This is a genomic window from Lentibacillus sp. Marseille-P4043, assembly GCF_900258515.1.
Taxonomy (GTDB): domain Bacteria; phylum Bacillota; class Bacilli; order Bacillales; family Amphibacillaceae; genus Lentibacillus_C.
Genome location: NZ_LT984884.1, coordinates 2,516,865 through 2,540,866, shown reverse-complemented (window position 1 = coordinate 2,540,866; position 24,002 = coordinate 2,516,865). Strand labels below are relative to the sequence as shown.

Genomic DNA, 24,002 nt, shown 5'->3' with positions numbered 1-24,002 from the left:
GACACAATTTGTCAATCATTTAATCGCAACTTTTTAAAATATGTATGTACCACATTGTCGCTTTTAATGGGAACAACAATAAATACTATAGCATTTTCATTTATAGTTTTCAATACAAATCTTAAAAATTTTTATTTGGCAGGGATTAGCCCCTGCCAAACTTCGCTACTATTCACCAAGAACTTCTTCAGCAATATTTACAGCATGATCCCCGATTCGTTCTAAATTGCTAATAATATCAACAAACACAATACCTGCAGAACCATTACACAAACCTTCATTCATGCGAATAATGTGTTTTTTGCGATATTTCCGTTCCATTTTATCGATTTGATCTTCTTTTTGCGCAACAGCTAATGCTTCCTGACGATCCATTTGATCAAGTGCTTTAACAGCCTGTTTGACCGTTAAAATCGTTAAATCAAACATATTGTTCAGATCTTCTTTTGCTTGTTCCGTTAACTCAACTTTATTTGAAATTTTATAATCAATTAATTCAATAATATTTTCAAAGTGATCCCCGATTCGTTCTATATCACGCACAGAATCCATTAGTGCAGTATGTTTGGCACTTTCTAGTTCTGATAACGAGCCAGATGATACTTCCACAAGGTAATCGGTAATTTTGCGATCCAAATTATTTAATGCACCTTCAACTTGCATCGCCATTTCCGAATGTTTTTGCTGCTGTGTAAACAAGTACTGATTCGTTTCTTCTAACCCGATACAAGCGTATTCTCCCATGCGAATAACCTCTGCCTTTGCCTGTTCAAGTGCAAGTGCAGATGATTGCTGAATAAAAATAGGATCTAAATGCTTTGGTTTATATTCAATTGTAACATCCTCGCCAGGAATTATTTTCGTCACAATCCACGCTAAACCAGCAATAAATGGAAACTGAATTACCGTATTAGCTATGTTAAAACTACCATGCGCAAAAGCTAATGTCATTTCCGGATTCAAATGAAGCTGTCCTTGTAAATAATAAACAAACTGTGAGAATAAATCCAATCCAATAAGAAATATCGTTGCACCAACTAAATTAAAAATCACATGTGTAAAAGCTGCACGTTTCGCCGCGACACTTGCACCAAGCGATGCTAATATCGCTGTGATTGTTGTACCAATGTTATCCCCAAACAGGACAGGTATTGCTGCCTGTAAGTCGATTGCACCTTCTGAAAATAACCCTTGTAATATCCCAATCGTTGCACTCGAACTTTGGACGATAACCGTAAACAATGTACCAATAATGACACCAAGCACAGGATTTGAACTCATTTCAACCGTTAGATCATGAAACGATTCCAGTCCTCTTAATGGTGACATTCCACTACTCATTAAATCGAGTCCAAAAAATAAAGCACCAAAGCCAAAAATAGTTTGTCCGATTGAATTAACTTTTTGATTTTTAAAGAAAAATAGGAGGAAACAACCTACTGCAATAATTGGTAATGCATATTCACCTAAATCAATACCGATAATAAATGCTGTAACAGTTGTACCAATATTTGCACCCATAATAACACCGATAGCTTGTCTTAATGTCATAAAACCCGCATTAACAAGCCCGACCGTTAGTACGGTTGTGCCTGAACTACTTTGAATAAGTATCGTTACAATCATACCCGCAAGTACACCTAAAAAAGGGTTACTTGTCGTTTTATCAAGAATATCTCGCAACCGTTCACCCGCAGTTTTTTGTAATCCTTCGCCCATGAATTTTATTCCAAGCAGGAAAATACCCAAACCGCCCAAAAACTCAAAAAGAAGTGTTTGTAAATCGATACCCAATGGTTTTACCGCCCCTTCACTTTGTTGAATTATGTCATACCTTTTTCATTATTAGCCACGCCCTCGCATTTTGTAAATACTTATTCTACATTCTTAACAATAAATTTACATTCTAATTGCCAAAAAGCTCGCAAAAAAATAATTCTCTTGAATCCTGATGATTCAAGAGAATTATTGTTCAGTTCGTTTCCATTTCAACTAGTATTCGTGTGCCATCAACCTCAACGACACGAATGGTACTACCTTTAGGAATCCATTGCCCATTTGATATTGCACTATAGTTCCTGTTGTTAATCCGGATTGTCCCAACTGGGCGCAAATCGTTTAACGTTGTCCCCTGCTGGTTTAATAAATTTTCATATTCCTCATTCATCGTGTTGTAGCCAGCTTCCTTTGTTAACCGGTCCTTTAATGTGATTTTTGTCCACATGTCCCGATGTTTAAAAACTTTTAAAAACAACAAAGAAGAAAAGCCACCCACTAGAACACCAATAACCGCATACAAACCGACAGATAAACTTGGTGCAGCCAATGCCACAGATGTTAACATGCTTGCGAGTCCCAGCGTAGCAAGTGTGCCATCATTTAGCAGCTTTCCATCGATGATGATAAGTAATAATCCGATAAAATAAATAATAAGCATAATAATAAACAAGCTTGTGTCCAAATAAGCGGAAAAGTAAACAACGATAAATCCAATTCCAAGTAGCCCAAAGAAACCACGCATGTTAACTAAAATTTCACCAATTAAAAATAATGTTCCTAGTCCAGTTATAACAAAACCAACCCAATCGGAAGAAAAAATATCCATAAATCTCCCTCCCCCCTATTACTCTTTATATACGTTTTATGCTTGCTGTTTGTTTCACAAAAGGAGAAATGAATATGTATTTTTTTAAAAAAAGTGGGATTTATTTATTCATTATATTAATAATAGTGAGTATTTATACCGATTTGACTAGTGGTTCACTACTACCACCAAACAACAATTCCATTCCAGCAAAACAAACAGAACCAACTAACACGAGGAAATTCAAGGTCAAAAAGGTTAAAGTGAGATCAGGTGATACAGTACTTTCGATTGTCGAGGAAATCAATGATTTGCTGCCAGCATTAGATATCAACCAGATCTTTGATGACTTCCAATTAATTAATCATACAAACCCGCATAAACTGATTATTGGAGATTACTACTATTTCCCTATATATATGATTATACCATGAAAAAGAGGCTGACAACTTATTGCCAGCCTCTTTTGTTATACAAATGGTAATATAAACAATGAAATGATAATCGAAACAGCACCAGCGATTATGGCTGTATTTCCTAGTGTGTTTGCACCTCGGCTCCGTGCGATAAAACCGATAATGATCCCTGCTCCACCTAGAATAATTGGTAGCCAAAAAAAGGATACAATCGATAATGCCAACGCGATCCAGCCATATGTGCTGTTAACATTGGTATCATCATCGTCCCCTATTCCTGATGGTGTATCAAGATCATCTGCGGTTAGTTCAGCTGCTGTTTCCTCATCGTTTTTGCTTGTAGGATTAAATGTCGATGGGTCTTGACCCGTTAAATTTGTTCCTACTATATCAGTATCATCTTGTCGTTCTCCAAGATCTTCTGAAGATTTATTCGAGTAACGCTCAAAGTCATCCATAAACATACCTCTCTTTCTTATATTGAGGTGCATCTATAGTTTATGGATTCTGTCTTAATCTAATGGTGTTACTTTATGGAAAAAGCAAATTCACTTTTTCTGAGTTGGTTCATATCATAAATAAGCGATAAATTTTAAGGAGGCATGATCATGTCCACATTTATCAAAGATCTGATAGCCAAAAAAATAACCCAATTATCCCCTGAAGAATTATTACACCATAGTCAACAATATGGCTTTTCGATTACCAATTCACAAGCTAAAGCAATTACAACATATTTAAAAACGCACACCATTGACCCGTTTCATGCTGATGGAAGAGCTAAAATGCTTCAAGAATTAGCACGTATAACCGATCTAAAGACTGCCAAGAAAGCTCAGAAATTATTTAATGAAATAATCAAGTCACACGGTTTGGAGTCATTATTTTATTAATATCAAAAGGAATAGCGTTCATTAGCACTATTCCTTTCATACCTTTTATTGATTTTTAATATTTTCTTTTAAATTTTCATCAAAACTTCCCGCTTTTATCATCTCAATCTCAAGTTTATATGGTGGTTTTTTGTTTTTCTTATCTTCCCCAACATATGGTGTCTCCAATATTTTCGGCAGATCGGTTAACTGTGGATGATGAATCACATAGTGAAGTGCATTAAAGCCAATATGACCGAACCCAATATTTTCATGACGGTCCTTATGTGCTCCACGTTCGTTTTTACTGTCATTTACATGTATAACCTTTAGACGATCTAAACCGATAGTTTTATCAAAGTCGTTTAGTACACCATCAAAATCATTCACAATATCATACCCCGCATCATGGATATGGCACGTATCCAAACAAACGGATAATTTCTCATTATGTGTGACTCCATCAAAGATCTTTGCTAACTCATTAAATGTACGACCGATTTCCGTACCTTTTCCGGCCATCGTTTCCAGCGCGATTTGGACATGTTGCTCCTTATCAAGTACTTCATTTAAGCCTTCTATAATTTTTTCAATTCCAGCTTCTGCACCAGCACCTACATGGGCACCCGGATGAAGAACTATTTGATTAGCTCCAATCGCCTCTGTACGTTCAATTTCACTTCGCAAAAAGTTAACACCTAGTTCGAATGTTGCCGGTTTCGTTGTATTGCCTATGTTGATAATATAGGGAGCATGCACAACTAAATCAACAATTCCATTTTCCTCCATATGCGCTTTCCCGGCTTCAATATTAAGCTCCTCAATCGGTTTTCTCCTCGTGTTTTGTGGTGCTCCGGTGTAAATCATAAAAACATTTTCCTCAAATGAAACTGCTTCTTCACTTGAACCTAATAACATTTTCTTTCCGCTCATTGAAACATGTGAACCTATTTTTAACACGTGACACCTCTCCTGCCTGAATTATTTTCTACGTTTTGTATCTTTTGTTAACTGGCGTTTAATTTGTTCCTGTTGCTTTTTCATTTTCTTTTTGTAACCTGGTTTTACTTTTTTCGTTTTTCGTACCTTTTTCCAGGCTTCCTTCTCCGCATTTGTTTCGGTTTTCGTACGAAGATTGCGTTCATTCCACGCCTTGACTTCTTGCCATTCTCCATTTTTAATCGTATAAAATGTAAATGCAAGTCCTTTTCGTTCTAATTTTTCGATCAATTTAAGATCCTGCTCATCGTACAAGCTGATCGCGGTACCTTCCATCCCTGCTCTAGCTGTCCGTCCAACACGATGAATATAAAAGTCCTCTTCTTTCGGCAACTGTGCGTTAATCACATGGCTAACACCTTTAATATCAATTCCTCTTGAAGCAAGGTCTGTTGCCACAATATATTGATACCGGAGATTTTGAATATCTTTTAGCATCCGTTTGCGTTCTCGTGGCGTCAATCCACCATGAATTAATCCTACGTCCAATCCCTTTTGCTGCAAGGACGCTGCAAGTTCATTGGCCAATTCTTTCCCATTCGTAAAAATAATCGCTAAATATGGCTGGATTGTTTTGGTTATATCAAAAATAACCTCGGCTGCAGTCCGGTGTTTTAATGGAATTAGTCGGTGTTCCATTGTTTCTGGTGATAACTTGTCATCAATTTTTACATGTAATGGATTTTTCAAATACTTTTTGAAAAAGTGTTCCAGCCGCTGTGGAATTGTTGCCGAGAATACTAGTAATTGGATATCTTGTTTACAGCGTACCAATAATTGATCGACATCATGAATAAATCCTAGATCCAACATCAGATCCGCTTCATCAATGACAAAGGATTTGGCTGAATAAAGTGAAATGGCGTCTTCCTTTACCAAATCCAAAATTCTCCCAGGTGTTCCAACAACAATATGGGGAGGCTGTTTCAATTTTTCCATCATTTTTTGTTTATCTGTACCACCAACTAATAACTTCGCGAACCATTGATTGTCTTTATCAGCATAATGGATTATTTTCTTTACCTCTTCATGTATTTGCATAGCAAGCTCTCTAGTTGGTGCGGTAATGACAAATTGCACTTCACGTTTATTTACATCAATTTGGTTAAACAATGGTAATAAATAGGCATGTGTTTTCCCTGATCCTGTGTGTGACTGTCCGATGACACTTTTACCGTTTAAGGCAGCCGGAATCACCTGTCGTTGAATTTCTGTCGGTTGATAAAATTGCAGACGTTCTACTGCCTCAAGTAAAACTGGATGAAATGCAAACATACTAAAATGATTATTTTCCATAAATGTACTCCTTTTTCAGTTAACGATCTAATGTTTAAGATAGACTTTATTTCTATTATAGAGTACTTTCTTAAATAAAGCGAAATGGTTCTGTGTTTGCTTTTGACGTAATAACCTCGATATTTTGCTGTTTAAGTTGTTCCTCTAAATAATATTTGACAGCTTGTTTCATCACTTTTTCAACATGATGACCAGGATCAATAACGGAAAGCCCCATTTGCCAGGCATCCTGTGCTGCATGAAATGTTATATCACCTGTTATATAAGCATCCGCACCTTTGGCTTTAGCAGCATGAATATATTTTTCACCACTTCCACCTAAGACTGCTACTTTATTAATAGGTGTTGTCAAATCACCTGTTACCCGCAAATTAGGTACATCTAATACTGTTTTTAGATGTTCGCATAATTCAATTAAATCCATACTTTTCGTTAACCTACCAACCCGACCAATTCCATACGTATCTCCTTTGTTGTTCAGCGGATAAATATCATAGGCTGGCTCTTCATATGGATGTGCATGAAGGACAGCTTTTACGACTTTCTCTATCCTTTGTTCTGGTACAATTGTTTCTATTTTCACTTCATCAACTTTTGCTAATTCATTTTTTGTACCAATAAAAGGGGATGTCCCTTCCAGCGGTTTAAATGTGCCTTGGCCTTCTGTTTGAAATGTACAGTGACTATAATTACCGATATGACCTGCACCACCATCATGAAGGGCCTGTCGTACTTCTTCCAGTTGTGGACGAGGAACATAGACACTGAATTTCACTAATTTGTCTGTACTTGTTTCAAGCAGAACCTCACGTTTGTTGATACCAATTACATCACATAACATGTCATTAACGCCACCATTTGCAGCATCAAGATTTGTGTGTGCAGCATAAACAGTGATATCATGCTGGATCAATTTCTGCAGAATACGCCCTTGTACCGAATCGGTATTTAATTGTTTGATCGGTTTAAATAATAACGGATGATGTGCGATAATTAGATCAACATTTTTATCGATCGCTTCATCCACAACAGATTCTAGCACATCTAACGTTATCATAATTTTATTTACTTGTTTATCAAATGTTCCAACTTGTAAGCCTACATTATCCCAATCGTACGCCAAACGCTTTGGAGCCCACTGTTCAAGGATAGAAAATATAGTTGCATTAGTTGCCATCGTTCATAACCTCCTTGATCCAACTTAGTTCTCGTTCAAATTCTGTAATCTTTTTCTCATCTCGAATTGTTGCTTGTTTCATTTGGTTAATCACCCGAGTCATTTTTTCCATCTCATGTTGCCACTTACGATAAAAATCTGACGTTTGTTTTGCTAATAAAAAAGGACCAAATAACAATTCTTTTTCTGTCCATCTGTTCAACAAGGAATTATCATGACGTTTAGTTGCGTTAATGATTTCATAAAAATGACCATTCTCTTCAACTAGTTCTTCATCTGTAAGCTGAAAATTATGTGCCATCAGCCATTTTCGAACACCTCTTGCATCTACATTGGGTTGAGCGATGATTTGCTCGACATGTTGAAGCTTGTCCTTTCCGTTTTCTAAAATGGATTGAATTAGTGGTCCGCCCATTCCAGCAATAACAATCTGCTTTACCTCACCTTTTTCAATCACTTGCAATCCATCACCTAGACGCACATCAATTTTGTCGGAAAGCTGATACGCCTGTACCGTCGTTTTAGCACTGTTAAACGGTCCTACATTTACCTCACCGGCAATTGCTTTTGCTACACGATCTTGTCGACATACATAACATGGTAAATAAGCATGGTCCGATCCTATATCTGCAAAATTAGCACCTTTAGGTAAAAATAATGCTACTTTTTTTAATCGATTTGAAAGATTTATCTTTTGCGACATCTTACTCTCCTTTAATAGCGATTGTCCAACAAAGAGGATAAAAGAGGACTACGTAATTTCAATATGTCATTTTCACCGAACTTTTTGGACAACATTTTCTATGATAAAAGAAAGCCTTCTGCATGAATCAGAAAGCTTTCCCTGTAGTCTATATTGTTAATATTTGTTATTTCTTTTCTGAAAGCCATTTAGCTAATGCTTCTGCTTGTGGATCTTCTACTAATCCAGATGGCATTTGTCCACGGCCATTCATAATTGTGTTTTTAATTTCATCCTCAGAAAGTCGGCCGCCAACTTCCTGTAAGTTTGGTCCCATTCCACCAGATAGATCAGCACCATGACAGCTAGCGCAAGTATTTTCAAAAATAGCTTCTGGGTCGTCTGTTGCACCCTCTTCTCCGCCATTATCAGCTTGTTCGGTTGTATCTCCGCCTTCTTCAGCCTCTTGAATAGCTTCACGTTGGTCAATACCAGCAACAGAAAGAATGATTACTAAAGCTATCCCTACAACGGCGATAAGTGCAAACGGAATGATGTTTTTCTTCATTCGTATTTCCTCCTTATGTATACCCTTATTCAATTTTGTCAAAAGACTACCCTTATTTTACTTGAAAACCAATTTAGTTTAAAGAGAAATGATGCGAAAACTTATAGAACTATTATTAAAACTGTCAACACAATCCCAACAACACTTGCAATATTAATATATTTCAACTGGTTTTTCAGGCCCAATAGAAGCCAGCCAAAAAACTGTGCGATTATCAAGGCATTCGTCAAACCTTGATGATGGACATATAAGTTACTTAAAAAAACAGTTGTCAAAAGCAACAACAATAAAAAAACCACCAATGACAGGTGAGACAATGGCTTATCTTCTTTTTTGTAATAATAGTATTGCCAAAAAGAAGATCCCATAAATAAAATTAAAATACAAAGTTGCAATATTGGATGAAATTCCGTAAAATAGATAACAAGAAATGAAAACGGTACCAACAGCAATTGGATCACAAACTGCACCAAAAAAGACGGTTTGAAACGTGACTTTTCCTTTGCTGTCGATGGTTCACTAACTACTTCACCATTCGAATAAAGGGCTAAGAGATAATCACAATACATCTCTGGAAGCAGCTTATGGCTTTTCCAATAATTTATTTCCTTAATAATGGTAGCAATTCGTTCTTCTTCCATACATCATCACCTCAGTATAGGCGGCAATCTTGAACTGTGATATGTTGATAAAATAATCACGTACAGTCATTGTTCACGGAGTGAGTGTCCAATGACTGAACACCAATTATTCAAGGAAATCTTTAAGACGTTTACTACGACTAGGATGACGCAATTTACGTAATGCTTTTGCTTCAATTTGACGAATTCTTTCTCTTGTTACGCCAAACACCTTGCCGACCTCTTCCAATGTCCTTGTCCGTCCATCATCAAGCCCAAAGCGTAACCGTAATACATTTTCTTCTCGATCTGTAAGCGTGTCTAATACATCTTCCAATTGTTCTTTTAATAGTTCATATGCAGCATGATCAGAAGGTGAAATCGCTTCTTGATCTTCAATGAAATCACCTAAATGGGAGTCATCCTCTTCCCCAATCGGTGTTTCAAGTGATACAGGTTCTTGAGCAATTTTTAGAATATCTCGAACCTTGTCTGGTGATAAATCCATTTCCTCGCCAATTTCTTCTGGTGTAGGTTCACGGCCAAGATCTTGCAGTAACTGACGTTGAACACGAATAAGTTTGTTAATCGTTTCCACCATATGAACTGGAATTCGGATTGTTCTAGCCTGATCAGCAATCGCTCTTGTAATTGCTTGACGAATCCACCATGTAGCGTACGTACTAAACTTAAATCCCTTCCGATAATCGAACTTTTCGACTGCTTTCATAAGGCCCATGTTACCCTCTTGGATAAGATCTAAAAATAGCATACCTCTACCGACATAACGTTTAGCTATACTAACAACCAGACGTAAGTTAGCCTCAGCAAGCCGTCTTTTCGCTTCATCTTCACCTTGCTCGATTCGATTTGCAAGGTTAATTTCTTCAGCTGCTGATAATAAATCAACTCGACCAATTTCCTTTAGATACATACGAACTGGATCATTAATTTTAATACCAATTGGTACACTTAAATCATTTAAATCGAACTCTTCCTCTTTCGCTATTTGTTGCATCTTAGGATCTTCTTCAGACTCACCGATTACTTCTACACCTTGCTCATTCAGGTACTCATAAAACTCATCCATTTGTTCTGATTCAAGCTCGAAACTCGACAATCGATCTGCAACTTCTTCATAAGCAAGTGCACCACGTTTCTTTCCTATCTCAAGTAATTGGTCTTTTGCTTGTTCAAGTGTCAACTCATTTTGATTGTCTTTTGTCTTTGCGGGCTTATTTTCGGCCATGAGTCCCCCTCCTTCCATACTTCTAAAAACATCAATTTGTATTTTTTAGCTGCTTTTGTATTTCAATAATTTGCATTGCTATTTGGGCGGCTTTTATTGGATCGCTTTGCTGTTCAGCTATTCTCTGTTGTTCTCTCAGCGTCTTTATTGTCGCGACATCATGGTTCTCTGCGTAAATAATCCTCAGATAATCATTAATTTGTTGATCACTGATATTTTCAACCATAGGTATCATCGCGATTTCAATCACTATCTGCTTTATTTTTTCATCTGTCAACCTGTTAATAAAGAGGCTAACATCAGCAGGATGCCCTTCCTCATAATAAGCATACAAATGTGTAGCAATAATTTTATGCTCATCCACATTAAAAGCCCCACCAATTTCCTGTTGCACCTTATCAGCAATTGATGTGTCCTTTAACATATAAGCAATAAGTTCTCGTTCTGCATTGTGAAATGCCGGTAACAACTTTTTTGTTTGATAAATGTCTTTTGCATTATTAGTATATCTTTTCTTCCTGCTCTTATCCTTATTAACCTCGACATTTTGGCGGTATTTACGGATCTCCTGCTCCAATGTCTCCATTGTTAAATCATATTCACTGCTTAACTCTTTTAAATAATATTCCCGTTCAACCGCATTATCAATCATTGCCAATTGTTTTAAAATAATTTCAATATAGTTTATGCGATCGCCCTCAAGTTTTACATTATAATCCTTTTTCATATAACGCATAAAAAAAGTCATATACGTATCACTAGCTTTGATCACTTTATTCGTGAACGCATCAGCACCGTACGATTTAATATAGTCATCAGGATCCATTCCGTCTTCCAAACGGGCAATCTTCACTTGACATCCAACTTTTCTAAGTAGGTTCGCAGCTTTATAGGTAGCTTCAGTACCAGCATTATCTGAATCATAGCAAAGAATAACGGTATCTACATAGCGACGCAATAATTTTGCCTGATTTTCTGTTAAAGATGTGCCTAATGTTGCAATTACATTTTTCACACCTGCCTGGTATGCTGCAATGACATCCATATAGCCTTCAAACAGGACAGCTTCACCACTTGTGCGAATGTGCTTTTTGGCTTGATCAAAATTATATAGCAGTTTCCCTTTTTGAAATAATTCACTTTCAGGGCTGTTTAAATATTTTGGCTCTTGACCAGCAATTGCACGACCACCAAATGCTACTGTTTTTCCCAGGTGGTTTCTAATCGGGAAAATCACTCTACCTCTGAACCGGTCAGAAACGGTATTATCATCGTACAATGAGAGCAGACCTGCTTTTACTAGAACTTGTTGGTGAAATCCTTTTTTCTCAAGAAATTCAGCAGTAAAATCTTTTACGTTTGGGGCAAAGCCTAATTGAAACTGATCAATCGTTTCTTCTTCAATCCCCCGATCGATAAAATATTGATATCCTTCTTTTCCATCTTTAGTAAACCGAAGTAAGTGATGATATAATTTTTGCAACCATTCATAGGCAGATAAAATACTCTGGTTTTCCTGGGAAAGAGAACTTTCTTTGTTTATACCTGTTTCAGGTAATTTCGTACCACTTCTATCTGCAAGAAATTTCAAGGCATCATAAAAAGAATAGCTCTCCATTTCCATTAAAAATGTCACGACATTTCCACCTTTTCCACAACCAAAGCAATGAAAAATTTGTTTTTCCTGTGTGACTGAAAACGAAGGGGTCTTCTCACCATGAAAAGGGCACAATCCGAAAAAGTTTCGCCCTTGTTTTTTCAATTGTACATATTCTCCAATGACATCAACAATATCATTTGCTTTACGGACTTCTTCGATCACATCTTCTGGAACTTGATAAGGCATATAAAACCACCACTATACTATTATTCGAGATTGTTTTAGAAAATCCTTCATGGTTCGACAATATTTTTTATAACTCGAAAAAAATTTCCTTCTATTTTGTATGCTAAACTTAGAAGGATCTTTCCTATCTATGCAATTTTATTCACTATTATCTATTGTACCTCTTGAAGGATAAACATAAACACTAAGATGTTCCTAGTGATTGCTCTACAAGTAACTTTCCATTATAGATTAATTCTACACAAGCGAAATAGAATCCTCCTTAATTGGTAATGTTTTATTTTTCTGACTATGTCTTCCATCCTAAAAATATTATAATGTTAGAACACATTTTTACACAAATATTAATTATAATACAAGAAATACTAAAATGCCATAAAAAAATTCAAGAAAACATCCTACTCCTTTATGCAGAATGTTTTCTTGTTTATTCTATGATTTAATAATGCGTAAAATGCTATTTGCTGTTTCCTCGACTGCCTTACTGGATACATCCACTACTTTACAGCCAATTTTATTCACGATTTTATCAAAATAATCCAGTTCTTGATGAATCCTATCCATGTTTGCATATGTGGCTTGATCACCTAGCCCCAAAGCTTTTAGCCTCTCTCTTCGAATATCATTTAACTTCGTCGAATTTATTCTAAGCCCAATACATTTTTTTGGATTAACTTCAAATAATTCCTCAGGAGGTTCAACTTCCGGAACGATTGGCACATTTGCAACCTTTAATCGTTTGTGTGCTAAATATTGTGATAATGGTGTTTTCGATGTACGGGAAACACCAATCAAAATAATATCTGCACGTGCAATCCCACGTGGATCCCTTCCATCATCATATTTAACAGCAAATTCAATTGCCTCCACGCGTTTGAAATAATCCTCGTCCAATTTATGTACTAACCCCGGTTCGAGTCGCGGCTTTCCGAATAACCGCTCCATCGCTTCCATCATCGGACCCATGATATCAATCGCCTCAATATCAAGTTTTTTCGCTTCCTGATTCAAATAATTACGAAGTGCTGGATCAACCAAAGTAAAGCCAATAATTCCTTGTTGTTCTTTTGCTAACGCTAATGCTTCATCGATTGTTTGTTTGTCTTCTACATAAGGAATACGTTGGATTTTATATTCGCCATTATTAAATTGGCTCAGACCAGCCTTAATAACTAAGTCTGCCGTTTCCCCGACAGAGTCAGATAAAACATAGACTAATGGTTTTGATCCCATCTATCTCCACTCCTTTCCAGTTCGGACTTATTCTATAAGTGCTCATCCATAATCAATTCCACAAACGCCTTCGTGATCGTTGTTTTTGTAATACGGCCAACAACTTCTAGACCTTTTTCCGCATCTTTAATTACTGGGACGCCATCAATTTGTTTATCGATTAATTTTTTTGCAACGTCTAAAAGCGGATCGTCTCTCATACAAACCGTAATGTTAGGCATACGGGTCATGATAATGTGCACTGGTATATCATTTAGGTCTTGTTTTCCGATACTTGCTCTTAGCAGGTCTTTTCGTGACAGAACCCCAGTTAAACAGGCATTATCATCGACTACAAATAATGTGCCGACATCTTCTAGGAACATTGTTGAAATGGCATCATATACCGATGCACTTTCCTTAACTACGATTGGTACAGATTGGTATTCATGAACCTTAAATTTCTTTATCTTTTCAGTTAACAGTTCTGAACCAGTTTTCCCTGTAAAGAAATAGCCTACACGTGGTCTGGCTTCTAAAAAACCAGCCATTGTTAAAATAGCTAAATCTGGTCGTAAAGTTGCACGCGTCAATGACAGCCGATCAGCAATATGTTCTCCGGTAATTGGACCATTCTCTTTGACAATTTCAATGATTTGTTCTTGTCTATTTGATAATTCCACCTTTTCACCACCTACTAGCACAAATGTGACATACTATTCTATAAACATTATAGTTTATTTAAAGTGAAAAAGAAAATAAAGACATACAATTAGGAGGTAAAGGGCAATCGAAATCATTTGAGCCAGCCCTTTCCGTACACCCCCACAATCAATTTATGAACTAACTAATTTTAAAAATACTGTTTCCAGCTTACTTGTGTCATGTCAGCGTAATCATGGATTAAATTGGCAATTAAATGAATCAATGCTAGGCGATTATTCCGAACCCCGTCATCATCAGCCATTACCATGTTATTTTCAAAAAAGTCATGGATTCCACTATGAAGCTTACTTAATTCCATTAACGCTTGCTCAGCATCCAAATTATCCTTCGCTTGATGGTAACCAGTCGAAACTTCTTGAAATTTTTCATATAAATATCGCTCGGATGGTGTTTCAAACAAATTCGGATCAACCTGATTGCTGTCTGCTTTTTTCGCTAGGTTCAAGACCCGAGTAAATGCTTCTTGAGTCTGCTTGAAATCGGCTTGATTCCGTTTTTCTGATAATTCGGTTGCCCTTGCCAGTGTATAATCAAAAACCCCAATTTCTTTTGCTAAGATCGCTTGGATAATATCTTGCTCAACGCCCGCTTCTTTCAGCAAATACGTAGCACGTAATACTAGGAAGTCGTGCAATTCATTTACTACAGTTTCTTGATCATTAAGCTCGATATCAGTTGTTTGATACAGCTTTTGCGTGATTTCTAATAGCTGCTCAACAGAAATATCCCATTTGTTGTTTTGTAAAATTCTCAACACACCAACAGCCTGGCGTCTTAATCCATATGGGTCTTGTGAGCCAGTTGGCACCAATCCCACTGAAATACATCCGACAATTGTGTCCAGCTTATCTGCTACACTTACAATAGCACCTTCGATTGTTTCTGGTAATTGATCATTTGCATTTCGTGGCATATAGTGCTCTGCAATAGCTTTTGCAACGGTTTTGTCCTCACCATAGTTAATGGCATATTTTTCTCCCATTATCCCTTGTAGTTCTGTAAATTCGTTAACCATATTCGTCATTAAATCAAACTTACTGATTTCTGCTGTTCGAACTGCTCGTTGCTTTATCTCGTTATTCAAATCTAATGTATCAGCAATTTGTTTCGTAATCGCCATTACGCGTTCAACTTTATCATGAATGGTCCCCAGCTTCTCCTGGAAAACTACTTTATCTAGTTTTTGCAAGTAAAAAGCAATTGGATGCTTCTGATCTTCCTCGTAGAAAAATTGTGCATCCGATAATCGAGCTTTTAATACTTTTTCATTTCCTTTAGCAACCATTTCAAGCTGATGGTCATCACCATTTCTTACACCAACAAAATGCGCGAGAAGTTGACCGTCATTTGATTTAACTGGAAAATACCGTTGATGTTCTTTCATCGATGTAATTAGTACTTCAGGTGGCAATTTCAAGAACGCCACATCAAACGATCCCATAAAAGCAGTTGGATATTCAACTAAATTACGGACTTCATTTAACAAGTCTGCATCCATTGGGATACGCAAATCATTTTGTTTCTCCAATTCTTTTATTCCTTCAACAATTAATTTTTCACGTTTTTCCGGATCAGCAATGACAAAATTCGCAGCCAATTTGTCAACGTATTCACTTGGTTCTTCAAGTGTAATAGCCTCCCCTAGAAACCGGTGACCATATGTCTGGTTGGCTGTATGAACATGGGTAATCTCAAACGGAATCACTTCATGATCATATAATGCCACAAGCCAGCGAATTGGACGCACGTAGCGCAGACTTTCTGCTGCCCAGCGCATATTTTTTGGAAACTGTATCGATAAAATAACATCTTTGAACGATGGTAGTAATTCAGATGTTTGCTTTCCTTCAATATGTTTTTTAACAAAGATATAGGAAGTACCTTTCACCTCTTTTGTGTATATATCCTCCGTTGTTTTGCCCTGTCCTTTTGTAAACCCAACAGCTGCCTTAGTCCAATTTCCTTTCTCGTCTTGAGCAATTTTTGTTGCGGGTCCTTTTGCCTCTTCCTCAATTGTCGTTTGCTCTTCCGCCATTCCGTGGATAAGGACAGCAAGCCTTCTTGGCGTTGAATAGGAAGAAATGGACTCATAAGCGATCCGTAGTTCTTCCAGCCATTTTTTCGTTTTATCTTTTAATTGTTTTTCTGCATCATCAATAAAGCGTGCAGGTAACTCTTCTAATCCTATTTCAAATAACGCATCCTTTGCCATTATTCTTTCTCCTCCTTAAGCATCGGAAATCCAAGCTCTTCCCGTTTTGCCACATATGCCTTCGCAATGCCTCTGGCTAAATTACGAACTCTGGAGATGTATCCTGTTCGTTCTGTAACGGAAATTACACCCTTTGCATCAAGCAAATTGAATGTATGGGAACACTTTAATACATAGTCATACGCTGGGAAAACCAATCCTTTTTCCATTGTTGTCTTCGCCTCTTGCTCATACATACTGAATAATTGGAATAACATGTCCGTATTTGATTCTTCAAATGTGTACGTTGAATGCTCATATTCTGGTTGGAAAAAAATATCCTTAACCGTTACACCATCTGTCCATTCCAAATCAAACACATTTTCTTTATCTTGGATGTACGAAGCTAGTCGTTCAATTCCATATGTTAACTCAACTGTAACAGGATTTGCTTCTAAACCACCAATTTGCTGAAAATAAGTGAATTGAGTAATCTCCATTCCATCCAGCCATACTTCCCAGCCTAAACCTGCAGCACCAAGTGTAGGATTTTCCCAATTATCTTCTACAAATCGAATGTCATGTTGTAATGGATCAATTCCTAAAGCCTTGAGCGAATTTAAATATAATTCCTGAATGTTATCAGGAGACGGCTTCATAATCACCTGAAATTGATGATGCTGATACAAGCGGTTTGGGTTTTGACCATATCTGCCATCTGCCGGACGTCTTGATGGCTCTACATAAGCAACCTTCCATGGTTCTGGCCCCAAACTCCTTAAAAGTGTCATTGGCGACATTGTACCTGCACCTTTTTCCACATCATAGGCTTGGACTAAAATACACTTTTGATCTGACCAATGTTTCTGCAATGTTAGAATCATTTCTTGGATATTCATTGTGATTTACCCTCCAGTTTATACAATAAAAAACGTCCCTATGTCTATAATTATCTAGACATAGGGACGGGATTTCCGCGGTTCCACCCTATTTGCTCATATAGAGCCACTTTATTAAATTGCTCAGAAGCGCCTTTCCTTATTGTACTATTATCCAGCTCACACCGTTCCGGACTCGCTTTATGAGGTTGTTCAAAAAGTCACCAAATGATAAGCTGCGAACCTCTTCGTTGGCTTGTCATTCCGGTCCTCATGTGAATTTTACCTACATTCCGGCCCTTAAGACTACGCCGTCTCAACTTTCTTGCTTCTAATTTGGCAACTCTTTGAACACGCACTTTGAATAGCAATCAATAAGTACTTTTTCTCCATCTTCGCAATTGTATCTCACTTGAACATATGTACAAATAATACTGTATTTATAATGATTTTGTCAACATAATTCACCTAAAGAGATCCAGTTGATTTAAGAATTTCTTGGATTTTATATAAAACCCGCCATAGCGATCATAATAAGCGTCTAATAATTGCCTTAACAACCGAATATTCTTCTCTTTCATTGATATGTTACCAATCTGTTCCAGTCCAGCATGCAGAAAAACATGCAATAACTTTACTAAAACATTTGGCAAGGCGATTGCATCCTGATCCAAGTGTAAGCATCTTGTGCAAAGTAGACCTCCTTCGCTAATGGAAAAAGAAAATGGAGCTTCTTTGCAGCCGCAATTGACACAGCAATCAACAGTAGGAGCAAATCCACCTTTTGCAAACAGTTTTAATTCATACATCATAATCGGGATTTCTGCACGTTCATTTTCAGCAATCCAATATAGTGTTCGGTTCAACTGATCATATAAATAAACGTCGGGTGTATGCTGGTCCAAAAGCTTATCTGTTAGTTCAACAAGGTAAGCTGTGTAAGCTGTTTTAATAATATCTTCACGGATAGCACGGAATGATTGGACTATTTCCCCTTGCTGGATCGTACTTAGTCCAGTATTCATATAGACAAAAAATTCACCAAGAATGAATGGCTGCGTAACAGCAGCCATTCTGCTCTTAGGCTTCTTTGCGCCTTTGGCAATTGCCGCAAACTTCCCTACCTTTTTACTAAAAATCGTAACTATTTTATGTGTTTCACCGTAATCTTGTGTTTTAATGACAATACCTTCCACCTTTTCAAGCACATAGCTTCACCTATCCTTTATTAGGCAATCAAATCTCGTCCATTACCTAATACGTCCCCACGTCTATTGAAAAGTTTTCCAATTCAATTTAAATTTTCGTATCATGTTGCGTAATTTCGTCATTTTCATGTGGTGTTTGACCATTTGGTTCTGTCTCCAACTCTTTCAATAACAAATAGGTTTCAACGTTCCCCGTTTGACTAAATAATTTCCAAGTAAAGTCGATCACAAGAAACCACACCTTCCTTTATATCGTTTGAAAAAGCAATGTTTTTCCAGTTCAAATTGTAACCCTAAAAAATTTGAACCCTATTACTAGAATGACCCACACATGGTGAAAGAATGAGTTTTAAATTTTACCATGTTTAATATTCATCACGACGAAAACCTAACTCTCGAAGCTGACTTTGTCTATTCCGCCAGTCTTTTTGAACCTTTACCCAGAGTTCAAGATATATTTTTGTACCAAGTAACGCTTCAATATCTGCGCGCGCTTTCTTCCCAATTTCCTTCAACATATTTCCTTGTTTTCCAATCAAAATGCCCTTTTGTGTTTTTCTTTCCGTAATGACAGTCGCCTGAATAAAGACTGTATTAGAGTCTCTCTCTTCAATATTTTCAATTACAACCGCAATTGAATGCGGAACCTCTTCCCGGGTTAATTGCAAAACTTTTTCTCTAATTAATTCGCTGATAATAAAGCGTTCCGGGTGGTCTGTGACTTGATCTTCCGGATAGTACTGCGGACCTTCTGGTAAATGACCTTTTAAAACATCTAATAGATGATTAACATTATTACCTTGCAATGCTGAAATCGGGATGATCTCTTCAAAATTATATTTTTCCTTATATAATTCAATCAGCGGAAATAAATCATCTGGATGGATCAAATCAATTTTATTTATAATGAGAAAAACCGGCTTTTTAACTTGCTGGAGTCGATCTAAAATATATTGATCTCCCCTACCATATCCCTCTTTCGCATTAATCATAAACAAAACAGCATCCACTTCATTTAACGTGTTTTCAGCAATTTGCACCATAAAATCACCAAGTCGATGCTTCGGTTTGTGTATTCCTGGAGTATCAATAAAAACTAATTGCGCATCGTCCTCGGTAAGTACACCTTGAATTTTATTTCGGGTTGTTTGTGCTTTATCACTCATGATGGCAATTTTTTGGCCAATTACCCGATTCATAAATGTTGATTTTCCAACATTTGGTCTACCAATTATTGCAATAAAGCCAGATTTAAAATTATTTTCCATGCTATATCCTCCGGTGCCTAAGTTATTTCGTCTTTGTTTATACTATAATACTACAAAAAAGCGCTACTTTCATGTTATCGACAAAAGCTTTAAAAAGTTTTTCTTTTTCTTTGTTTCCTGACATGGAACTATACCCAAAAAGCGGCAATCTTTTATAAAACATTCAAAGTAAAAAACCCATCACTAAGGAAGGGTCTTAAATCATAAACAATCTGTATAGTTTCGGTAAAAAAATGATGAAGCCGATAATCACAGCAATTAGTGCAGCAACTAGCACGGAACCAGCAGCAATATCCTTGATTGCTTTTGCTATGGGATGGATATCAGGTTTTACGTAGTCAATTATTCTTTCAATCGCTGTATTTGTCATTTCCGCAACAAATACAAAGCCGATGGAAAACAATATGATGGCCCATTCGACAACGTTTAATTGAAGTAGAAAGCTTACGCCGATTATGATAATGGCTGTTACTGTATGAATTTGGAAGTTTCGTTCGGTTTTCAATACTTCAACAAGCCCATTCCATGCATATCGAATACCGATTCCACGCTTCTTTTGATTATCGTTCGAGCCCAAACGCATCTAAAATATCCTCTTGTTTTTGAAACATTACCGCTTCTTCTTCCTTTACCATATGATCATAGCCAAGCAGATGGAGGAAACCATGAACAGTTAAAAACCCGATTTCACGCTCAAGTGAATGGTTGTAATCCTCTGCCTGTTCTTTTGCACGATCGACTGAGATCACAATATCTCCTAACACGAGTGGTATATCCTCGCCAACGACATGAATTTCCCCTTCCACTGTCTCCTGTAATGCGAACGATATAACATCAGTTGGTTTATCTATCCCTCTGTAATTACGATTCAATTCTTGTATTTCTTTATTATCAACGAAGTTAACGGACACTTCCGCTTCGTTTGAAATACCTTCCTTTTCTGCAGCAAATATCAGTAATCGTTGAAGCATATCCACATAATCACTAGGGATCGATGTTGTTTGATCATGAAAATCAATATGCATGCTACTTTGCCTCCTTCATTGGGTATTGAATTCTAGAATGAAAAATTCCCTTCAACGTTTCACAAACCGTTTTATGAATGGTGTGTATTTCTTGAATCGTTAATGGACATTCATCAAGTTGCCCATCCATTAAACGATCTTTAATTATCGATGAAACAATTTCCTCAATTTTTTCCTCTGTTGGTTCCTTTAATGAACGAACGGCCGCTTCTACTGAATCACAGATACAAACAACTGCGGCTTCTTTCGTTTGCGGTTTTGGGCCAGGATAACGAAATTCAGCTTCCTTTACTTGGTTATTATTCTCTTTCTCCTTATAATAAAAGAATTTTAATAATGTTGTTCCATGATGCTGATTTGCAATATCAATTATTTCTTTCGGCAGCCGATGTTTTTTCAGCATTGCTGCACCATCATATGGATGATTAATAATAATTTCTGCACTTTGTTTTGGTTCGATCCGATCATGCAGATTTTTAATGGCTAATTGGTTTTCAATAAAGTAATGGGGCTGTACAGTCTTACCAATATCATGATAATAGGCACCAACCCTTGCCAGCAAACCATTTGCTCCAATTGCTTCGCATGCTGTTTCACTTAGATTTGCTACCATAACAGAATGATGATAGGTCCCTGGTGCTTCGGTTAAAATTTTTTTAAGTAAAGGCTGATTTGGACTCGATAATGAAAGTAACTTTATGTCCGATAATATACCTAACCCTGTTTCAAAAAACGGTAATAAACCAATTGTTAACACCGCGGATAAAAGGGCAGATCCAAAACCAAAGCCTAACGGAATAAAAAGATCATTTAATGAATATTTCTCGAATGAAAGAAATAAGAATAATAATACAGTAACTACATTTACAACTGCCATACCAATTCCAGATTTCACAATTGCCAGCCTGTCTTTTATATTCATTAAAAAGATGATACCAGCAATTTGCGAGAAAAAGAAATAAATACCGGCTTCAACATTTAATGATCCAGGGATTTCCCCATTGAAAATAATACTTCCCAAAATAGCGTATAAACCAGCTAATACAATTGCCAATCGTTCCTGAATCAACTGTTTTACAAGAAGTGCCCCTGTTGCTACGGGTACTAAGAAATAAAGTTGGTTTATTTGTGTTGTAAATAAACTAACACCCTTCATCAAAAATACAACGATAACACTGATGAGAAAAACAGCCGCAATTTTTCCACCATCCAACTGTTTCTTCTTGTCTAATAAGTACATTTCATACCCAATTACAGTAGCAATTAACACAATAAGTAAAGCTAGCCCAATTACCGGATATACATTGCGTTCCTTATTTAACAGTCCAACTAACTTTAAATCTTCATATATTTCATTTGTAATTGTTTGGCCTTCTCTAACAATTATTTCGCCAGCTCTAATAACAACCGGTTCAACACTGCTTGCCGCTTCCTTTCTAGCATCCATTGTTTTTTCAACATCAAAGAATGAATTTTCTACCACGGCAAACCCACTTAACGACATTAAGGCTTGTTTCAAATCGCCTCCAAGCTCCGTATATTTAATTTTCTGCTTTACCTCGGCTGTAGCACTTTGTACATTTTCCGTACGAACCCCATTGTGTAGTACTTCTCCCAATGCATCTAGCATGATCTTTTTGCCTGTTGCCCGCTCTTTTGGCGCAGTTTCAATTAATTGGGTTAAAATTAGTTCATCAACTTGCTCCGTTATTTCAGGCGAAAGTATGTTTTGTAATCGCTGCACTCTTTCTTGTGTAGTTAGTACAACCGCTTTCTCATTATCCTTAGAATCTTCTACATTTATAGGATTTTCCTCTTCAAGTTTCGTAATTGCATCAAAAATTTCATTGATATAACCAACTTGTTCCTCTGTAATTTCCGTTGATATGTCATATCGATCTTCAATCGACTGCACTGTTTCTCGTGTTTTTCGTTTCGTCTCCTGCTCGTTTTCAATCGTTATTGGAGAGCGAATTGATTCTTTTGCAACACTAAACCGGTCGATATCATACGTTTCGGTAAAGACATTATTTAATGTTACAGTAAAAATAACGATAGCTAGAGCTGTAACTGGTATGCCAATTCTAATCCATCTTGACTTTAATTTTACTAATGACGATAAATATTCCCCAAATTTTTTCATTATCGTTTCACCCCATTAATAGACCCTCATATAGAAAATAAGACCCTCTAAATTGGGGCCTTACCTATCAAGAATACCAGCACTAATTAACATTTTCATATGCGTCAATAATTCGTTGTACTAATGGGTGTCTGACAACATCCGTTTGTGTTAAATGTACAAAAGAAATGCCTTTTACGTTTGCAAGTAAATGGTTTGCAACCTGTAATCCAGACTTCACACCTTTAGGCAAGTCGATCTGTGTTATATCCCCGGTTATCACCATTTTCGAGCCGAACCCTAACCGGGTCAAAAACATTTTCATTTGTTCAGGAGTAGTGTTCTGCGCCTCATCTAAAATCACAAATGCATCATCAAGTGTTCTCCCTCGCATGTACGCTAGTGGTGCTATTTCTATCGTTTCACGCTCAATTAGCCGCATTGTATGTTCTGCACCAAGCACATCATGCAATGCGTCATACAATGGTCGTAAGTAAGGGTCCACCTTTTCCTTCAAATCGCCCGGTAAAAATCCTAAACTCTCCCCAGCCTCTACTGCTGGTCTTGTTAGAATTATTCGCTTTACTAAACCATTTTTTAACGCATGGACAGCCATTACAACTGCCAAATACGTTTTTCCTGTACCAGCGGGACCAATTCCAAAAACAAGGTCATCCGTTTTTATTGCTGTAATATAGCTTTTTTGTCCTAACGTTTTAACACGGATTGATTTTCCTTTTACATTTTTTGTGATTTCATCTTCAAACAATGTTTCAAGTTGATTGATCTTGCCAGCTTTTGCTAACTCAACCGCATAGACAACATCACGTTCTGAAATTGTTAATCCCTTTCGAATAATTGATAAAAACGTTAACAAAATAGCTTGAACTAATGCAATATCTTCCTCTGAACCTGAAACACGAACTTGTTCGCCTCTTGTAACAATCGATACCGATAATTGTTCTTCTATTTGTTTTAAAAACTTATCGTTTGTTCCAAATAAAGCCAGTGCTTCACTTGGACTTGTTATTTGTAAATCAATTGTGCTAAGATTCTCTGACAT

Annotated in this window: 24 protein-coding genes; 2 read left to right on the top strand and 22 right to left on the bottom strand. The window is 36.9% G+C overall.

Features of this window, described 5'->3' with window-relative positions; translation table 11 throughout:
* Nucleotides 1–168 precede the first annotated feature (168 nt).
* A complete protein-coding gene (locus C8270_RS12380) occupies nt 169–1,794 on the bottom strand; it encodes a Na/Pi cotransporter family protein (protein ID WP_106497133.1) in 1,626 nt (541 codons plus the stop codon).
* Between the two features lie 178 nt (nt 1,795–1,972).
* The gene (locus C8270_RS12375; RefSeq protein ID WP_106497132.1) at nt 1,973–2,605 is read right to left on the bottom strand and encodes an NfeD family protein; all 633 of its coding nucleotides are present in this window, start codon (nt 2,603–2,605) and stop codon (nt 1,973–1,975) included.
* Between the two features lie 74 nt (nt 2,606–2,679).
* Here C8270_RS12375 and C8270_RS12370 point away from each other — a divergent pair, with 74 nt between their 5' ends.
* Nucleotides 2,680–3,018 (top strand): hypothetical protein, encoded by a 339-nt coding sequence (locus C8270_RS12370; RefSeq protein ID WP_106497131.1) that lies wholly within the window; start codon nt 2,680–2,682, stop codon nt 3,016–3,018.
* A 35-nt stretch (nt 3,019–3,053) separates the two neighbouring features.
* On the opposite strand, the gene C8270_RS12365 is transcribed toward C8270_RS12370, so the two are convergent.
* Nucleotides 3,054–3,458 (bottom strand): hypothetical protein, encoded by a 405-nt coding sequence (locus tag C8270_RS12365; RefSeq protein WP_442785802.1) that lies wholly within the window; start codon nt 3,456–3,458, stop codon nt 3,054–3,056.
* 150 nt (nt 3,459–3,608) lie between these two features.
* Between C8270_RS12365 and C8270_RS12360 the strand changes: the two genes are divergently transcribed.
* Nucleotides 3,609–3,893 carry a DUF2624 domain-containing protein gene (locus tag C8270_RS12360; protein ID WP_106497129.1) on the top strand — a complete coding sequence of 95 codons (285 nt, stop codon included), beginning with the start codon at nt 3,609–3,611 and terminating at the stop codon, nt 3,891–3,893.
* A gap of 45 nt (nt 3,894–3,938) precedes the next feature.
* On the opposite strand, the gene C8270_RS12355 is transcribed toward C8270_RS12360, so the two are convergent.
* The 19 genes from C8270_RS12355 to C8270_RS12265 all read right to left on the bottom strand — a co-directional run bounded on the left by C8270_RS12355 (nt 3,939) and on the right by C8270_RS12265 (nt 24,002).
* A complete protein-coding gene (locus C8270_RS12355) occupies nt 3,939–4,832 on the bottom strand; it encodes a deoxyribonuclease IV (RefSeq protein WP_106497128.1) in 894 nt (297 codons plus the stop codon).
* Nucleotides 4,833–4,853: 21 nt separating this feature from the next.
* Nucleotides 4,854–6,167: a DEAD/DEAH box helicase gene (locus C8270_RS12350; RefSeq protein WP_106497127.1), complete on the bottom strand. Its 1,314-nt coding sequence runs from the start codon at nt 6,165–6,167 to the stop codon at nt 4,854–4,856.
* Nucleotides 6,168–6,237: 70 nt separating this feature from the next.
* Nucleotides 6,238–7,344, bottom strand: coding sequence for a Nif3-like dinuclear metal center hexameric protein (locus tag C8270_RS12345; RefSeq protein WP_106497126.1), 1,107 nt, complete (start codon nt 7,342–7,344; stop codon nt 6,238–6,240).
* Nucleotides 7,334–8,047 (bottom strand): tRNA (adenine(22)-N(1))-methyltransferase, encoded by a 714-nt coding sequence (locus C8270_RS12340; RefSeq protein WP_106497125.1) that lies wholly within the window; start codon nt 8,045–8,047, stop codon nt 7,334–7,336. The genes C8270_RS12345 and C8270_RS12340 overlap by 11 nt, the downstream gene beginning before the upstream one ends.
* Before the next feature lie 166 nt (nt 8,048–8,213).
* The gene (gene cccA, locus C8270_RS12335; protein ID WP_106497124.1) at nt 8,214–8,594 is read right to left on the bottom strand and encodes a cytochrome c550; all 381 of its coding nucleotides are present in this window, start codon (nt 8,592–8,594) and stop codon (nt 8,214–8,216) included.
* Between the two features lie 101 nt (nt 8,595–8,695).
* The gene (locus tag C8270_RS12330; RefSeq protein ID WP_106497123.1) at nt 8,696–9,235 is read right to left on the bottom strand and encodes a hypothetical protein; all 540 of its coding nucleotides are present in this window, start codon (nt 9,233–9,235) and stop codon (nt 8,696–8,698) included.
* Between the two features lie 106 nt (nt 9,236–9,341).
* Nucleotides 9,342–10,463, bottom strand: coding sequence for an RNA polymerase sigma factor RpoD (rpoD, locus tag C8270_RS12325; protein ID WP_106497122.1), 1,122 nt, complete (start codon nt 10,461–10,463; stop codon nt 9,342–9,344).
* Between the two features lie 31 nt (nt 10,464–10,494).
* On the bottom strand, nt 10,495–12,309 hold the full coding sequence (gene dnaG, locus C8270_RS12320; protein ID WP_106497121.1) for a DNA primase: 1,815 nt from the start codon (nt 12,307–12,309) through the stop codon (nt 10,495–10,497).
* Between the two features lie 432 nt (nt 12,310–12,741).
* Nucleotides 12,742–13,542 (bottom strand): pyruvate, water dikinase regulatory protein, encoded by an 801-nt coding sequence (locus C8270_RS12315; protein WP_106497120.1) that lies wholly within the window; start codon nt 13,540–13,542, stop codon nt 12,742–12,744.
* A 32-nt stretch (nt 13,543–13,574) separates the two neighbouring features.
* The gene (locus C8270_RS12310) at nt 13,575–14,204 is read right to left on the bottom strand and encodes a helix-turn-helix transcriptional regulator (protein WP_106497119.1); all 630 of its coding nucleotides are present in this window, start codon (nt 14,202–14,204) and stop codon (nt 13,575–13,577) included.
* A 170-nt stretch (nt 14,205–14,374) separates the two neighbouring features.
* The gene (glyS, locus tag C8270_RS12305; RefSeq protein WP_106497118.1) at nt 14,375–16,459 is read right to left on the bottom strand and encodes a glycine--tRNA ligase subunit beta; all 2,085 of its coding nucleotides are present in this window, start codon (nt 16,457–16,459) and stop codon (nt 14,375–14,377) included.
* Nucleotides 16,459–17,337 carry a glycine--tRNA ligase subunit alpha gene (gene glyQ, locus C8270_RS12300; protein ID WP_106497117.1) on the bottom strand — a complete coding sequence of 293 codons (879 nt, stop codon included), beginning with the start codon at nt 17,335–17,337 and terminating at the stop codon, nt 16,459–16,461. Before glyQ ends, glyS begins: the two co-directional genes overlap by 1 nt.
* 443 nt (nt 17,338–17,780) lie before the next feature.
* Nucleotides 17,781–18,524 (bottom strand): DNA repair protein RecO, encoded by a 744-nt coding sequence (gene recO / locus C8270_RS12295; protein ID WP_106497116.1) that lies wholly within the window; start codon nt 18,522–18,524, stop codon nt 17,781–17,783.
* A gap of 88 nt (nt 18,525–18,612) precedes the next feature.
* On the bottom strand, nt 18,613–18,753 hold the full coding sequence (locus tag C8270_RS12290) for a YqzL family protein (RefSeq protein WP_106497115.1): 141 nt from the start codon (nt 18,751–18,753) through the stop codon (nt 18,613–18,615).
* 136 nt (nt 18,754–18,889) lie between these two features.
* Entirely contained in the window at nt 18,890–19,792 is a 903-nt protein-coding gene (gene era / locus C8270_RS12285; RefSeq protein WP_106497114.1) for a GTPase Era, read from the bottom strand.
* Nucleotides 19,793–19,988: 196 nt separating this feature from the next.
* Entirely contained in the window at nt 19,989–20,375 is a 387-nt protein-coding gene (locus C8270_RS12280; RefSeq protein ID WP_106497113.1) for a diacylglycerol kinase family protein, read from the bottom strand.
* Nucleotides 20,353–20,817, bottom strand: a complete 465-nt coding sequence (ybeY, locus tag C8270_RS12275; protein WP_106497112.1) for an rRNA maturation RNase YbeY — start codon at nt 20,815–20,817, stop codon at nt 20,353–20,355. Before ybeY ends, C8270_RS12280 begins: the two co-directional genes overlap by 23 nt.
* Nucleotide 20,818: 1 nt before the next feature.
* Nucleotides 20,819–22,960 (bottom strand): HD family phosphohydrolase, encoded by a 2,142-nt coding sequence (locus tag C8270_RS12270; protein ID WP_106497111.1) that lies wholly within the window; start codon nt 22,958–22,960, stop codon nt 20,819–20,821.
* Between the two features lie 82 nt (nt 22,961–23,042).
* The gene (locus C8270_RS12265) at nt 23,043–24,002 is read right to left on the bottom strand and encodes a PhoH family protein (protein ID WP_106497110.1); all 960 of its coding nucleotides are present in this window, start codon (nt 24,000–24,002) and stop codon (nt 23,043–23,045) included.